The organism is Leisingera sp. ABM4_101 (assembly GCF_056158725.1).
The window spans coordinates 116,074-130,826 of record NZ_JBSWTV010000001.1; the positions used below are offsets into that span (position 1 = coordinate 116,074).

General features: G+C 62.8%; 12 protein-coding genes. 9 read left to right on the top strand and 3 right to left on the bottom strand.

The window, feature by feature from the left end; all coding sequences use genetic code 11:
- Nucleotides 1-29 precede the first annotated feature (29 nt).
- From ACXAEK_RS00540 to ACXAEK_RS00580, 9 genes are all read left to right on the top strand, one after another.
- On the top strand, nt 30-704 hold the full coding sequence (locus ACXAEK_RS00540) for a DUF1028 domain-containing protein (protein ID WP_475039099.1): 675 nt from the start codon (nt 30-32) through the stop codon (nt 702-704).
- Between the two features lie 14 nt (nt 705-718).
- Nucleotides 719-2,215 (top strand): aldehyde dehydrogenase, encoded by a 1,497-nt coding sequence (locus ACXAEK_RS00545; RefSeq protein WP_475039101.1) that lies wholly within the window; start codon nt 719-721, stop codon nt 2,213-2,215.
- Nucleotides 2,216-2,248: 33 nt separating this feature from the next.
- The gene (locus ACXAEK_RS00550) at nt 2,249-3,184 is read left to right on the top strand and encodes a LysR family transcriptional regulator (protein WP_475039102.1); all 936 of its coding nucleotides are present in this window, start codon (nt 2,249-2,251) and stop codon (nt 3,182-3,184) included.
- 92 nt (nt 3,185-3,276) lie between these two features.
- The gene (locus ACXAEK_RS00555) at nt 3,277-5,346 is read left to right on the top strand and encodes an oxidoreductase (RefSeq protein ID WP_475039104.1); all 2,070 of its coding nucleotides are present in this window, start codon (nt 3,277-3,279) and stop codon (nt 5,344-5,346) included.
- Nucleotides 5,347-5,348: 2 nt separating this feature from the next.
- Entirely contained in the window at nt 5,349-6,488 is a 1,140-nt protein-coding gene (argE, locus tag ACXAEK_RS00560) for an acetylornithine deacetylase (RefSeq protein ID WP_475039105.1), read from the top strand.
- A gap of 264 nt (nt 6,489-6,752) precedes the next feature.
- Nucleotides 6,753-7,883 carry an ABC transporter ATP-binding protein gene (locus ACXAEK_RS00565; protein ID WP_475039107.1) on the top strand — a complete coding sequence of 377 codons (1,131 nt, stop codon included), beginning with the start codon at nt 6,753-6,755 and terminating at the stop codon, nt 7,881-7,883.
- The gene (locus ACXAEK_RS00570; RefSeq protein ID WP_475039108.1) at nt 7,883-8,812 is read left to right on the top strand and encodes an ABC transporter permease; all 930 of its coding nucleotides are present in this window, start codon (nt 7,883-7,885) and stop codon (nt 8,810-8,812) included. Before ACXAEK_RS00565 ends, ACXAEK_RS00570 begins: the two co-directional genes overlap by 1 nt.
- 3 nt (nt 8,813-8,815) lie before the next feature.
- Nucleotides 8,816-9,625: an ABC transporter permease gene (locus tag ACXAEK_RS00575; protein ID WP_475039110.1), complete on the top strand. Its 810-nt coding sequence runs from the start codon at nt 8,816-8,818 to the stop codon at nt 9,623-9,625.
- Nucleotides 9,626-9,645: 20 nt separating this feature from the next.
- Entirely contained in the window at nt 9,646-10,683 is a 1,038-nt protein-coding gene (locus ACXAEK_RS00580; RefSeq protein WP_475039111.1) for an extracellular solute-binding protein, read from the top strand.
- A 90-nt stretch (nt 10,684-10,773) separates the two neighbouring features.
- On the opposite strand, the gene ACXAEK_RS00585 is transcribed toward ACXAEK_RS00580, so the two are convergent.
- From ACXAEK_RS00585 to ACXAEK_RS00595, 3 genes are all read right to left on the bottom strand, one after another.
- Entirely contained in the window at nt 10,774-12,087 is a 1,314-nt protein-coding gene (locus ACXAEK_RS00585) for an aspartate aminotransferase family protein (protein ID WP_475039113.1), read from the bottom strand.
- Nucleotides 12,084-13,616 (bottom strand): trimethylamine methyltransferase family protein, encoded by a 1,533-nt coding sequence (locus ACXAEK_RS00590; protein ID WP_475039114.1) that lies wholly within the window; start codon nt 13,614-13,616, stop codon nt 12,084-12,086. The genes ACXAEK_RS00585 and ACXAEK_RS00590 overlap by 4 nt, the downstream gene beginning before the upstream one ends.
- A 101-nt stretch (nt 13,617-13,717) precedes the next feature.
- A complete protein-coding gene (locus ACXAEK_RS00595; protein ID WP_475039116.1) occupies nt 13,718-14,683 on the bottom strand; it encodes a LysR family transcriptional regulator in 966 nt (321 codons plus the stop codon).
- Nucleotides 14,684-14,753 lie beyond the last annotated feature (70 nt).

Consider the following 14,753-nt stretch of genomic DNA (forward strand, 5'->3'; position numbering starts at 1 on the left):
ACCAGAAAGAAGCAGCAGGGGGCTGGATCATGACCTTTTCGCTTGTGGCGCGGTGCGCGGAGACCGGGATGTTCGGGATTGCGATATCCTCGTCTTCGCCTGCGGTGGCGGCGCGCTGTTCTTTTGCGCGGGCCGGCGTTGGCGCGGTGGCGAGCCAGAATGTGACCGACCCCAGCCTGGGGCCGTTGGCTTTGGACTTGATGGAGCAGGGCATGACCGCCGCCGCGGCAGTGGCCAAGGTGCGCGAGATCGGCCGGTTTATCGAATACCGCCAGGTGCTGGCGGTGGACAGCATTGGCGGCACGGCCATTCATTCGGGGCCGAATTCCTTGGGCATCTGGACCCAGGCGGAAGGCAAGGATGTGGCCTCGGGCGGCAACCTGCTGGCCAATGACGGTGTCTGCCAGGCCATCGTGGACGGGTTTGCGGCGTCTTCGGGGCATCTGGGCGACCGGCTGATTGCTGCGATGCGGGCCGGGCTGGCGGCAGGCGGCGAGGCGGGGCCGGTGCATTCGGCAGGCATGAAACTGGTCGATAGGGTGAGCTGGCCAGTGGCGGATCTGCGCTGCGACTGGACGGAGGACTGCCCGGTCGAGGCCGTCGCCACCGCTTGGGAAATCTACAAGCCGCAGCTGGAGGCCTATGTCCAGCGCGCGCTCGACCCGCGCGAGGCACCGTCTTACGGCGTGCCCGGGGACGAATGAACAGGAGAGAGACGATGCAGGACTATACATTGGACGACTGGAAATCCCGGGCGGCAGCTCTCTCGTTCCGGGGGCAGGCCTTCATTGACGGCCGGTTCAGGGATGCGGCTTCGGGCAGGACATTTGCCAGCGTGAACCCGGCAACGGGTGAGGTGCTGGCGCAAGTCGCCGAGTGCGATGCGGAAGACGTGAACCGGGCTGTGGCCGCCGGGCGCCGAGCCTTTGAGGACGGGCGCTGGTCGCGGATGGCGCCGGGGGACCGCAAGGCGGTTCTGTTGAAACTGGCGGATCTGATCCGGGACAACCTGGAAGAGATGGCGCTGCTGGACAGCCTGGACATGGGCAAGCTGGTGACCGATGCCGCCACGGTGGACGCTCCGGGGTCCGCGCATTTCTTCCAGTGGTACGCGGAAGCGATCGACAAGGTTTATGACGAAGTGGCGCCGACCGGGCCGGGCGATCTGGCGCTGGTCAGCCGCGTGCCTTTGGGGGTTGTCGGCGCGGTGACGCCCTGGAATTTCCCGCTGGACATGGCGACCTGGAAAGCGGCGGCGGCGCTCGCGGCGGGCAACTCCGTGGTGCTGAAACCAGCGGAGCAGTCGCCCTTGTCGGCGCTGCGCCTGGCTGAGTTGGCAGCAGAGGCGGGGGTGCCCGATGGGGTCTTTAACGTGGTGCCGGGTTATGGCGTCACTGCGGGCAAGGCGCTGGGTCTGCATATGGATGTGGATTGCCTCGCCTTCACCGGCTCCACTGCCATCGGCAAGATGTTCATGCAGTACTCGGGCCAGTCGAACCTGAAACAGGTCTGGCCGGAAACCGGCGGCAAGAGCCCCAACCTGGTCTTTGCCGACTGCGAGGATCTGGATGCGGCTGCGGACATGGCGGCGTTCGGGATCTTCTTCAACCAGGGCGAGGTCTGTTCGGCCAACTCGCGGCTTTATGTCGAACGCTCGATCAAGGATGCCTTTGTCGAAAAGCTGATTGCCCGGGCCGAGGCCACCCAGCCGGGGGATCCGCTGGATCCGGCCTCGAAAATGGGGGCCATCGTGGATGAGAAGCAGACCGAAGGCATCATGCGCTTTGTCGAGGCGGGTAAGACTTCTGCCAATCTGGTGGCGGGCGGCGAACGCGTGACCGTCGGCGGCAAGGGTTGTTTCGTGCAACCGACAATCTTTGACGAGGTGAGCCACGGTGATCCGCTGGCGCAGGATGAGATTTTTGGCCCCGTCCTGTCGGTGATCCCGTTTGACAGCGAGGAGGAGGCCGTCGCCATGGCCAATGACTCGATCTACGGGCTGGCGGCGTCGGTCTGGACCGATAACCTCAGCCGCGCCTGCCGGGTGGCGGACAAGCTGCAAGTGGGCACCGTTTCGGTGAACACAGTGGACGCGCTGTCGGCGCAGACGCCCTTTGGCGGCATGAAACAGTCGGGCTTCGGGCGCGACCTGTCGCTGCACAGCTTGGAAAAATATACCGCGCTGAAAACCACTTGGATCAAATACCGGGCTTGATGGGCATGGGACGACTCGGTCATAGTCGCTGACATGCCTTTGCGTTTCACCCTGCGCCAGCTGGAATATTTCGTCGCCGTCGGCGAGGCCGGGTCCATTGCCCTGGCCTCGGAGAAGGTGAATGTGTCCTCGCCGTCGATTTCGGCGGCGGTGTCGCAGCTGGAGAATGAGTTCGGCCTGCAGCTGTTCGTGCGCAAGCACGCGCAGGGCCTGTCGCTGACCCAGGCGGGCCATCAGTTCATGGATCAGGCGCGCGCGGTTCTCTATGAGGCGGGTGCGCTCAGCCGTTTGGCGGATAATATCTCGGGCTTTGTGCAGGGGCCCTTGTCGGTCGGCTGCCTGCTGACATTTGCCCAGCTGATTGTGCCGGGCCTGCGCCGCCAGTTCGAGGCGCTGTATCCGGCGGTGACCATCAGCCAATTGGAGCGGGATCAGGCCGGGCTGATCGATCTGATCCGCCAGGCCCGGATTGACGTGGCGCTGACATATGACCTGAATATTCCGGCGGATCTGCAATTCAACGCGCTGGCTGAATTGCCGCCCTATGCGCTGCTGAGCGGGGACCACCCGCTGGCGGACCGCGGCAGCGTCACGGTGGCAGAGCTGGCGCCGCATCCGATGGTGCTGCTGGACCTGCCGCTGAGCGCCGAATATTTCCTGTCGTTCTTTGAGGATGCCGGCGTAACCCCGCAAATTGCCGAACGCACCCGTGATATGGCGGTGATGCGCGGGCTGGTGGCGAACGGGTTCGGCTATTCCATCGCCAATATCCGCCCGGTGACCGACATGGCGCCGGACGGGCGCAAACTGAAATTCGTGCCGATCGAGGGCAAGCTGCGCCCGATGCGGATGGGGCTGCTGACCGCTGAGGGTGCGGAGAATGTGCTGACGGTCAAGACCTTTATCAGCTACTGCCAGGAACGGATCACGGACGGCACTGTTCCCGGCATCCGCATCGGCAGCGGTTAGGCGGCGGCTAATCAATGGTTCCGCAAGCGCAACTTTCGCCTTTGGCGCGGTCCTGTACCCTTTGAGGGCTCTTGCACCGAAGGAGAGGAAAATTGCGCGATCCCCGCTATGACATTCTGTTCGAGCCAATGCAGATTGGCCCGCTCACAGCCAAGAACCGCTTTTATCAGGTGCCCCATTGCAATGGCGGCGGCTATCGCGACCCCTCTGCCGCGGCAGAGATGCGCGGTATCAAGGCCGAGGGCGGCTGGGGTGTCATCTTCACTGAACAGTGCGAGATGCATCACACCAGCGAGATCACCCCCTTCATCGAGCTGCGCCTATGGGAGGACAAGGACATCCCGCAGCTCAGGAAGATGTCGGAGCGGATGAAGACCCACGGCGCGCTGGCCGGCATCCAGCTGGCCTATTCCGGTATCAATGGCCCGAATCTCTATACCAAGGAGGTGCCGCTGGCGCCCTCGGCGCTGCCAATCCGTACCTTTACCAACGACCCCGTGCAGGCCCGGGCGCTGGACAAGCAGGACATCAAGGACCTGCGCCGCTGGTTTGTGAATGCTGCGAAACGGTCTAAGGAGGCAGGCTTTGACCTGATTTGCCTTTATGGCGCGCATGGGTTCGGCATCTTCCAGCACTTCCTGAGCCGCGCCACCAACCAGCGCTCGGATGAATACGGCGGCTCCTTGGAGAACCGTGCGCGGTTCAGTCAGGAAGTTATCGCGGATATGCGCGATGCCGTGGGCGACACCATGGCAATCACCCTGCGGGTTTCGCTGGACGAAACCATCGGCGAGTTGGGCTTTTCCAATGCAGAAGTGCGTGACTACATCGAGATGAACAAGGACCTGCCGGACCTGTGGGACCTGGCGCAGGGCACATGGGAAGACTGCTCCGGCCCTTCGCGTTTCAAGGAAGAAGCCGCACAGGAGCAGCTCGTGCGCGGCATTCATGAGCTGACGGACAAGCCCATCGTCGGTGTCGGCCGTTTCACCAGCCCGGACGTGATGGCGAAGATGGTGAAATCCGGCACGCTGGACTTCATCGGCTGCGCGCGCCCGTCGATTGCCGATCCCTTCCTGCCGAAAAAGATCGAGGAGGGCCGGATCGAGGACATCCGCGAATGCATCGGCTGCAACATCTGCATCACCGGCGACATGACCATGTCGATCAGCCGCTGCACCCAGAACCCGACATTCATGGAGGAATGGCGCAAGGGCTGGCATCCGGAGACGATGAACACCAAGGGCGATAGTTCCAATGTGCTGGTGGTGGGCTCCGGCCCCGCGGGCTTGGAGGCTGCCTGGGCGCTCTGCCGCCGCGGTTACGATGTGGCAGTGGCTGAGGCGAAGGACGTGATCGGCGGGCGGGTGACCCGCGAGCGCCAGTTGCCAGGCCTGAATGCCTGGGGCCGGGTGGTGGATTACCGCGGCTACCAGCTGAGCCAGCGCCCGAATGTGGAAATCTATCGTGAAAGCCCGCTGGATGCAGACAGTATCCTTGAGTTCGGCTTTGAAAACGTCTGCATCGCCACCGGCTCTGCCTGGCGCCGGGACGGGGTCTCGCGCCAGCATGTGGTGCCGATGCCTATTGCTGAGGGCGCCAAGATCTATACCCCCGATGACTTGATGGATGGCACCCTTCCCGAGGGCCGTGTGGTGGTTTATGACGACGATCATTACTACATGGGCGGGGTTCTGGCCGAGCTGCTGGCCTCCAAAGGCGCGCAGGTGACGCTGGTCACGCCCTCGGCCTTTGTCAGCGACTGGACCAACAACACACTGGAGCAGGTGGCAATCCACCCGCGTCTGGTCGAGGCCGGGGTAGAGATCGTGCTGAACCGCGGGGTGGCGGAAATTCACGCGGGCCACGTGGTCAGCAATTGCACCTACACGGACCGCACCTGGAATATCGAGGCGGATGCCGTGGTCATGGTTGCCTCGCGCATTGGCAATGACAGCCTCTACGAAGAGCTGCGCGCCCGCGAGGCGGAATGGGCTGATGCCGGCATCAAGTCGGTCAAGATCATCGGCGACGCCAGTGCGCCGGGGCCGATTGCCTGGGCGACCTATGCGGGCCACCGTTATGCCCGCGAGTTGGACGGGCCGGACATCGGCGATGCGCTGCCTTTCCGCCGCGAGATTACCGAGCTGTCCGTGGACTGACGATGACAGCAACGCTGGACATACTGGAGCGGCTGATCGCCTTCGACACGGTCAGCCGCAATTCGAACCTGGCGCTGGCTTCCTATGTCGAGGGCTTCCTGACCGAACGCGGTTTTGCCGTGACCCGGCTGCCCTCGCCGGATGGTCGCAAGGCCGGGCTTTACGCCGAAAAAGGTCCTGCGGGGCAGGGGATACTATTGTCCGCCCATACCGACGTGGTGCCGGTGGATGGGCAGGACTGGACCCGCGATTCCTTCCGGCTGACCCGGGACGGAGACCGTGTCTATGGCCGCGGCACAACCGATATGAAGGGTTACGTCGCCAGTGCCTTGGCTTTGGTGGACCGGGCGGCGACGGCGGATCTGAAGGAGCCGCTGAAAATCGCGCTGTCTTATGACGAGGAAATCGGCTGCGTCGGCATCCAGGAGATGCTGGAGCGTCTGGCACCGCTGATCGGCCAGCCGCGTGCCTGTTTCGTCGGGGAGCCGACCGAAATGCAGGTTGCCATCGGCCACAAGGGCAAGGCCGCCTTGCGCGCGGTCTGCCATGGCGAAGCCGGCCATTCGGCCCTGGCGCCGAATTTCACCAACGCCTTGCACTTGGCCGGGGATTTCCTGGGCGAACTGCGCGCACTGCAGGCGGAATTCGCCGCCAATGGCGCCCGGGATGCGGCCTATGCGGTGCCTTACTCCACAGTGCACGCCGGCAAGATGAACGGCGGCACCGCGCTGAACATCGTGCCGGACCGGGCCGAGCTGACCTTTGAATACCGGCATCTGGCGGCGGATCGCGGCCCGGACATCCTGGCCCGCATTCAGGCTGCGGCAGAGCGGGTCAGCAACCTGTACCCGGCCGACGCACGCATCGAGGTGGAGCAATACAACGCCTATCCCGGCCTGGATGTGCCGGCGGACAGCGCGGTTGTCCCCTTTGCCCAGAAACTCGCCCAAAGCAATGGAACCACCAAGGTCGCCTTTGGCACCGAGGCCGGGTTCTTTGACCAGCTGGGGGTGCCCACCGTGGTCTGTGGCCCGGGCTCGATGGAGGGGCAGGGGCATAAGCCCGACGAATATCTGGACCTGAGCCAGCTAAACGCCTGCGATGCGATGATGGACCGGATCCTGCAGCAGCTGACGGCCTGACGGCAGCCCTGGTCTTATCGCCGCGGCTTGGCTGGCGCATTACTTAGAATTTTACCGGAATTGCCAGCTGACAATTTTTTTGCCCCGCCCGCTGCTGTCTGTTGCAGGCTTTCCCGTTCTATCCTGCCCGGTGGCAATTCAATGGGCTTGGCGCTGCCCATTGAGCAGCTGGTAAGGCGTTGCTTTAGCAAGGGTTTCAAAGCTTAGGCAAAGACTAACATTTGCTGAGGGAGTCAATTCTTAAAGCAGACCCCTGGCCTTCTTATGCTGGATCAAACGACACGCGGCAGAGGGGAGGCGCAAGTGCCCGGTACCAACACAGATGCGATTGATGTGCGCAACGCGGTCAAACGCTATGGGGATTTCACCGCCCTCAAGCGGATATCTCTCACCATCAAGGACAACGAGTTTTTCACCCTTCTGGGCCCGTCGGGCTGCGGCAAGACCACGCTGTTGCGGATGATCGCCGGGTTCGAGGATGTGACCGAGGGCGAAATCCTGCTCTATGGCGACGAAATCGAAAGCCTGCCGCCGCATCAGCGCCCGGTGAACACGGTGTTCCAGAACTACGCGCTGTTCCCGCATATGACCATTCTGGACAACGTGGCCTTTGGCCTGGAAATGCGCGGCAAATCCAAGGATGCCGCCCGCAAACGTGCGGGCGAGATGCTGGAGCTGGTGCAATTGTCGCAATTCGCTGCCCGCAAGCCGTCCCAGCTCTCAGGCGGCCAGCAGCAGCGTGTGGCGCTGGCGCGTGCGCTGGCGCCACAGCCAAAAGTTCTGCTGCTGGATGAACCGCTGTCGGCGCTGGACCTGAAGTTGCGCAAACAGATGCAGCTGGAGCTGAAGCATCTGCAGCGGGAAACCGGGATCACCTTCATCTTTGTGACCCACGATCAGGAGGAAGCGCTGACCATGTCCGACCGCATCGCGGTGATGTCGGCGGGCGAGATGCAGCAGCTGGGCACCCCGACCGAGATCTATGAACAGCCGCGCAACATGTTTGTGGCTGATTTCATCGGTGAAACCAACCTGCTGGAGGTGTCTGTCGATGAGGTCCGCAATGGCCGTGCGACCTGCCATCTGGGCGGCGGCCACGCGCTGACTTGCAACTCGGTTGACGGTATTGGCGCGGGCGCCAAGGTGCATATGTCGGTGCGGCCCGAACGCCTGTTCATGTCCGACGCGCCGGTCGAGGCCGAGAGCCTGAAGGGCCGGGTTGCTGAAAACATATTCGTGGGCACCGACATCAGCACGCTGGTCGATTTGGCCGAGGGCCCGCAGTTCATCGTGCGCACCTCCAATTCCGACCGCGGCAATAAACGGATCTTTGAGCCGGGCAGCGAGATTTTCGTCAATATGGAGCTGGGGGCCGGGCGCCTCCTGATGGACTGATGGCAGCAGGCGCAGCAAGCGGCGGCTCAGCCCGCGCAGATACATACAAGGACGCCCGCGGCTGGCTGCTGCTGCCGTCCTGGGCGGTGCTCGGCATCTTTGTGCTGGGACCCGTCTGCATGATGCTGATCTATTCCTTCCTGACCAAGGAATTCCGCGGCGGGGTAATCTGGGAGCCTTCCCTGGCCGCCTACGATCAATTCTTCTTTGACCGCGGGCTGTTCGGCGATGAACCGCCCAAGCTAGAATGGACCTATATCACCATCTTCTGGCGCTCGATCTGGCAGGCGGGGGCGGCGACGCTGCTCAGCCTTCTGATCGGCTTCCCGACCGCCTATTTCATTGCCACCCGGCCAGAAAACGTGCGGCCCGTCTGGGTGTTCCTGATCACCATTCCCTATTGGGTGAACCTGCTGATCCGCACCGTTTCGATGAAGTTCCTGCTGCGCGACCAGGGCCCGCTGAACGATTTCCTGATCGGCACCGGGCTGATCGACAGCCCCATTCACATCGTCAACACCAACTTTGCGGTGCAGCTGGGGCTGTTCTACTCCTACCTGCCGTTCATGGTGCTGCCGGTCTATGCGGCGGTGGAGCGCTACAACTTTTCACTGTCTGAGGCCGCGGCGGATCTTTACGCCAGCAAATGGACCACCCTGCGCCGCATTGTGCTGCCGGCGGTGAAACCGGGCGTGGTGGCGGGCTGCATCCTGGTGTTCGTTCCCTCGATGGGTTCTTTTCTGGCGCCGGATCTTCTGGGCGGCGCCAAGAACTTCATGATCGGCTCGCTGATTGAGGAGCAGTTCAAGGGCAACGCCGGCAACTGGCCGTTCGGTGCCGCAGCCTCCATGGTGCTGCTGACAATGGTGCTGATCATCCTGATGTTCTCTGCCCGCCAGCAGGCCAAAGCAGACAAGGCGGGGGGCTGAACCATGGCGCATGTGAATGAAAACATCAAAGCCTACAAAGGCTTCCGCGCGATCACCCTGTTGTGCCTGGTAGTGCTTTATGCGCCATTGGTGATCGTCACCATCTACAGCTTCAATGCGTCCCAATCCATCACCAACTGGGAAGGGCTGTCGTTCCGCTGGTACGCCGATGTGTTCACCGGGCCGGAAAGCGACAAGTTCAAGGCAGCGGCCTTCAACAGCTTTACCATCGCCATCATGGCGGCCACTGCCAGCACCGCAATTGCCACCTTGGCGGCAACCGCAATGGTGCGCGGCGGCAACTTCAAACTGCGCACCGTGTCCTTTGGCCTGATCAGCCTGCCGCTGATGGTGCCGGAAATCGTGACCGCCGTTGCCACGCTGATCTTCTTCAATGCGATCGGCTTTACCCGCGGCTACATGACCATTCTGGTGGCCCATATCGCCTTTTGCATCCCCTTCGCCTACCTGCCGATTTCGGCCCGGATGCAGGGGATCGAGGACAGCTTTGAACAGGCGGCGATGGACCTTTATGCGACCCGTAGGCAGGCCTTCACCAAGATCCTGATGCCGCTGATGGCGCCGGGCATCATCTCCGGCTTCCTGTTGGCCTTCATCGTGAGCCTGGATGACTTCATCATCACCAATTTCGTCAAGGGCGCCGGTGTGGAAACCCTGCCGACGGCGATCTTCGGCTCAGTCAAGCAGGGCATCAAACCCAACATCATGGCGATCTCGACCATGCTGCTGAGCGTTTCCATCGTGATGGTCACCATCAGCTACTTCGTCAGCAAATCCGACAATACAAAATGATCCAACACGGGAGAAACAACATGAAAAACCTGCTGAAATCCAGCGCTGCGGCCCTTGCGCTGAGTGCCGTTGCCACTGCCGCCACCGCCGAGGGCAAGCTGGTCCTTTATCACTGGTTTGAATACATGCCGCAGGAGGTGCTGGAGAAGTTCACCGCCGAAACCGGTATCGAGGTGACCATGGACACCTATGATTCCAATGAATCCATGCTGGCGACGCTGAAGGCAGGCGGCATGGGCACCTATGACCTGGCGGTGCCGGGTGATTACATGGTCAGTATCATGGCAGGCGAGGGGCTGCTGGACACCATTGCCGAGGGGGAGCTGGCGAACAAAGGCAATATCGCCCCGGAATGGGCCGACCCCAGTTTCGATCCAGGCCGCGCGTCCTCGATCCCTTACCAGTGGGGCTCCACGTCTTTTGCAGTGAACCGGGATGCTTATGGCGGCGATATTCAGACCACCGCCATCCTGTTTGAGCCGCCGGCGGAACTCTCTGGCAAAATCAACATGCTGGACAGCCAGGGCGAGGTGATCGCAATGGCCTCCTTGCATATGGGCATCCCGCAGTGTTCCACCGACCGGGAACAGCTGAAGGCGCTGAACGCGATGCTGCAGGCGGCCAAGCAGCATTGGGCATCCTTCAATTCGGACACCGCCAAGGAGGTTCTGGTGTCGGGTGATGCGGCTGTCGGGCAGATCTATGACGGCTTTGCCGCCAAGGCGCGTGAGGAAGGCGCCAATGTGGAATACGCTTATCCCACCCAGGGCTATGTCGCCTGGATGGACAATGTGGTGCTGCTGAAGGACGCGCCGAACCGGGCGAACGCGCTGAAATTCATGGACTTCCTGCTGGAGCCGGAAAACATCGCGGCGGTTACCAACTATGCGCAGTATAATGCGGGGGTAAGCGGGGTTGCAGAGTATCTGGACCCGGCGCTGGCAGCGCAGCCGGAGAAGAACCCCCATGCCGGCGCTGGCGATGGGGTGTTCATCGAGGTTTGCGATCAGCAGACCCAGGCGGTCTATGACCAGATCTGGACCAACCTCAAGAAGTGATCGTGGATACGAGGGGGCTGTCTGCCCCCTCGCGCTCCCCCGAGGATATTTTTGGCCAGATGAAGACCGGATCCTGTGCTTGCGGAGAGGTCAGAGGCTGGCAAAGGCGCGGTCGAGGCCGTCGTGGACATGATCCACATCCGCCAGCGACAGGCACATCGGCGGCACCATGCGCAGGCAGGACTGGTAGGCGCCTGATTTTGAGAGGATAATGCCGCTTTCCCGCGTGGCCTCAAACACCGCGGCGGTGGTTTGCGGGTCGGGTTCCTTGGTCTTGCGGTCCTTGACCATCTCGATTGCCAGCATCAGCCCGCGGCCGCGAACATCGCCGATGGCCGGGTATTTCTCCTTGAGCGCGTGCAGCCGTTCCAAGAGCGCGGCGCCGACGGTGCGGGCGTTCTCCTGCACCTTGTCCTCTTTCAGAACCTGCAGCACCGCGCGGCCTGCGGCGCAGGAGGTTGGGTTGGCGCCGTAGGTGTGGAACATGAACTTTTCTGCCATCGGCGCGGCGATTTCCTTGCGCGCCACCACTGCGCCCAAGGGGAAACCGTTGCCGATGCCCTTAGCCATCACCACGATGTCGGGAATGACGCCATCGGCCTCGAACCCCCACATGTGATCGCCGGTGCGCCCGAAACCGGCCTGCACCTCATCCGCGATCAGCAGCCCGCCCGCTGCGCGCACCCGCTCGGCGGCGCCGGTCATGTAGCCCTTGGGCATCTCGACGATACCGCCGTAGCCCTGCACGCTTTCGATGAACATGCCTGCAACCCGGCCGGAGGTGCCGGTGTGGATGGTGCGCTCAATCTCGTCGAGGTAGGGCTGGGCGCCGGCGTTTTCGCCAAAGATGCCGCGGTACTGGTGCGGTTCGGCGACAAAGGCCACATTGCCGGGCATGCCGGGATGGCGCCAGCCGGAGATGCCGGTGATCGACTGCGCCGCCGCTGTGGGCCCGTGGTAGGCGGAGCGCAGCGCCAGCAGATCCAGGTTGCCGGTATAGCTGCGCGCCATGGTCATGGCGAGGTCCACAGCCTCGGAGCCGGAGTTGGTGAAATGCACCACCCATTCGATATCGCCATTGGGGTTCGGCATGGTGGCCGCCAGTTCCTCCGCAAAATGCGCAGGGACGGGATGGTAGAACATGGTGGTGCAATGGGTCAGCTCCTGCGCCTGCTCCATCGCGGCGGCGACCACCTTGGGGTGGCTGTGGCCGACCGAGATGCAGACGTTCATGCCCAGAAGGTCGGTGTATTTGCGGCCCTCGACGTCCCACAGGTACTGCATCGATCCCTTCTTGAAGACCATCGGGTCCTTGAAGGGGATGAATTTACGCTGGCTGGCGGCGTAGTAATTGTCGCGCCGTTCGGCGGTCTCTGTCAGGGTCCAATCCGTGTGCAGGGTCATGTCTTTCCTCCCTCGATCTCCTTGGTGCGGCGGGCGACAAAATCGTCCAGCGCCGCGCGTGTTCCGCTGTCCATTGATGGTTGTTCGTAGTCGGTGAGCAGCTGTTTCACCCGGGCGCTGGCACGCTCGTGCTGCCAGGCGGCGCCTTCGGCGGCCCATTGCTCGTAAGTGCCGTTGTCGGACATGTCGCCCATCCAGAAGGCGGTCTGATAGTTGTCCTGGGTGTGCTGGGCGCCGAGGAAATGGCCCCCCGGCTCCACCTCGAAAAACGCATCCATTGCCTGCGCTGCTTCGGAGAAATCAACACCCTTGATAAAGCGCTGCATGGCCGAGCAGCGGTCGGCGTCCATCACGATTTTCTCGTAGCCGGTTGTCAACAGCCCCTCCAGGCAGCCGGTGGCGTGGATGATGAAGTTGACGCCGGCCAGTGCTGCGCCCATCAGCTGGGCTTGGCTTTCGTAGCCGGCCTGCGCGTCCGGCACCTTGGCCGCGGTCAGCCCGCCGACCGAGTGGAAGGGCAGGCCGAGCCGGTCGGCCAGGGTCTTGGCGCACATCTGGAACTGGGTACCTTCGGGGGTGCCGAATGTGGGTGCGCCGGTTTTCAGGCTGATCGGCGAGAAGAAAGTGCCAAAGGCCGCCGGCGCGCCGGGGCGGATCAGCTGGATCAGCGCGACGGAGGCCATCACCTCGGCCAGAACCTGCGCCAGCGTTGCCGCGACAGAAACCGGCGACATCGCTCCGCCCAGCACGAATGGCGAAACCACGGTGCACTGGCCGGCCTGCGCGTATTCCTTCAGCGCCCACAGCATGGTTTCATCCATCACCAGCGGTGCATTGGTATTGACCACAGAATAGAGCACGCAGTTGTTGTCGACAAATTCCCTCCCCATGGCGATGCGGCACATTTCAATGGTGTCGCGGGCACGTTCAGGCGCAGTGACAGCCCCCATGAAGGGCTTGTCGTTCATGGTCAGATGCGTGTGCGCCATATGCAGGTGGCGCAAATCGACCGGCACATCGACCGGCTCCACCACCACCCCGCCGGAATGGTTCACTGCGCCCAGGCTGTGGTGCAGCTTGGTGATATTCTTGAAATCTTCCAGCGTCGCATAGCGGCGGCCCTTTTCCATGTCATGCACGAAAGGCGGGCCGAAACTGGGGGCATAGACCTGCGCATCGCCGCCGATCTGCACTGAACGGGCCGGGTTGCGGGCGTGCTGGGTGAAGACGCGGGGCGCGGTCTTGATCTTGTCGCGGCACCAGCCGGGGTCGAACCGCACACGCTCGCCGTCGACCCGGGCGCCATGTTTGCGGAACAGCTCCAGCGTTTCCGGGTCGCCGCGGAAGTCCATGCCGATCTCGTCCAGGATGCGGTCGGCGTTGCGTTCGATGATCGCCACCGCCTCGCCGCTGATCAGGCTGACCAGGCCGGTTTTTCGGATCGTATAAGGCGCCGCCAGCGTGTTTTGCGCGGCGCGGGCGGCCATGCGCTCTTGCCGTCCGGCGCGGCGGGTGGTTGTGCGGGCCATTGAGGGGCCTCCGTTGCGGTCGTGTCTGGCATTAGACATGGCAAGGAAGCCGTGGCCTGCACAGCAAAACCACGCAGCATTAGTTTCATTAATGATGCGGATTAGGCGGGGTAGATAACACGGTCCGCTGCGCGGGGCAGCAGCCGCTCGAAGCTGTGCTGCAGCAGGCGGCGGCTTTCCTGCGCAACCTGGGTTGGGATCCCGCCCAGCTCGCCAGTGCGGTGGATTGCCACGATAGAACGTTTGAAGCCGGCAAAGGGCAAGGGTTCGATCCGCAGTGCCATGCCCTCTGCGATTGCGTCGATCAGCAGCGAGGGCGTCAGGATGGCAAAGCATTTGCCGGTGATCACCCCCGCCACCACCATCGAAGCGCGGTCTGCCTCCATCGAGCGCGGCAGGTCCAGGCGGCAGCGCTGCAGGTGCTGGTCGGTGCGCCGCCCGACCGGAGCATCGGCGCTGAAACGGACCAGGGACAGGTGTTCCGACAGTGCGTGAATGTCATCCGTGGGGCCATTGTAATCCGTTGGCAGAACGAGGAAAAACGGTTCTTCCAGCACGGGTGTGCAGGTGTAGTCCGTCAGGTCGAACTGCGGGTCGGAGGTGATAGCGATGTCGATGCTGCGGGCGTTCAGCGCGGCCTGGTGATCGGTGGCCAACCCCGCCGACAGGCTGAGCTCGGGGATGCCCAGCCCGCCCCGCACCATGTCCAGCAGGCCGGGGGTGAGCGTGGTGGCAATTGAGGCCAGTAAGGCCACCCGCAGGATCGGGATCGAGCTGGACTGCACATGGCGCAGCTCTGATCGCAGGTCCTCTACCTCGCTGAGGATCCGGAAGGCGCGGCGGCGCAGGATGTCGCCTGCGTGGGTCAGCTCCAGCGGGCGGCGGGCGCGGTTGAACAGCGGTGCATCCAGCGCCCATTCCAGTTTCTTCAGCTGCTGGGACACCGCCGACTGGGTCATCCCCAGGGCCGCCGCAGCCGCCGTCACATGGCGGGAATCGGCGACGGCCATAAAGACTTCCAGCGCGCGCAGCAGGTTAACGTCCGATTCCGCCTGCGTTTTCTTCATTATTTCTGGCTTTCATTAGTCTTTCTAATTGTCGGAGCAAATTCTTGTGCTGCGCCTGCGGCCAAGTCAA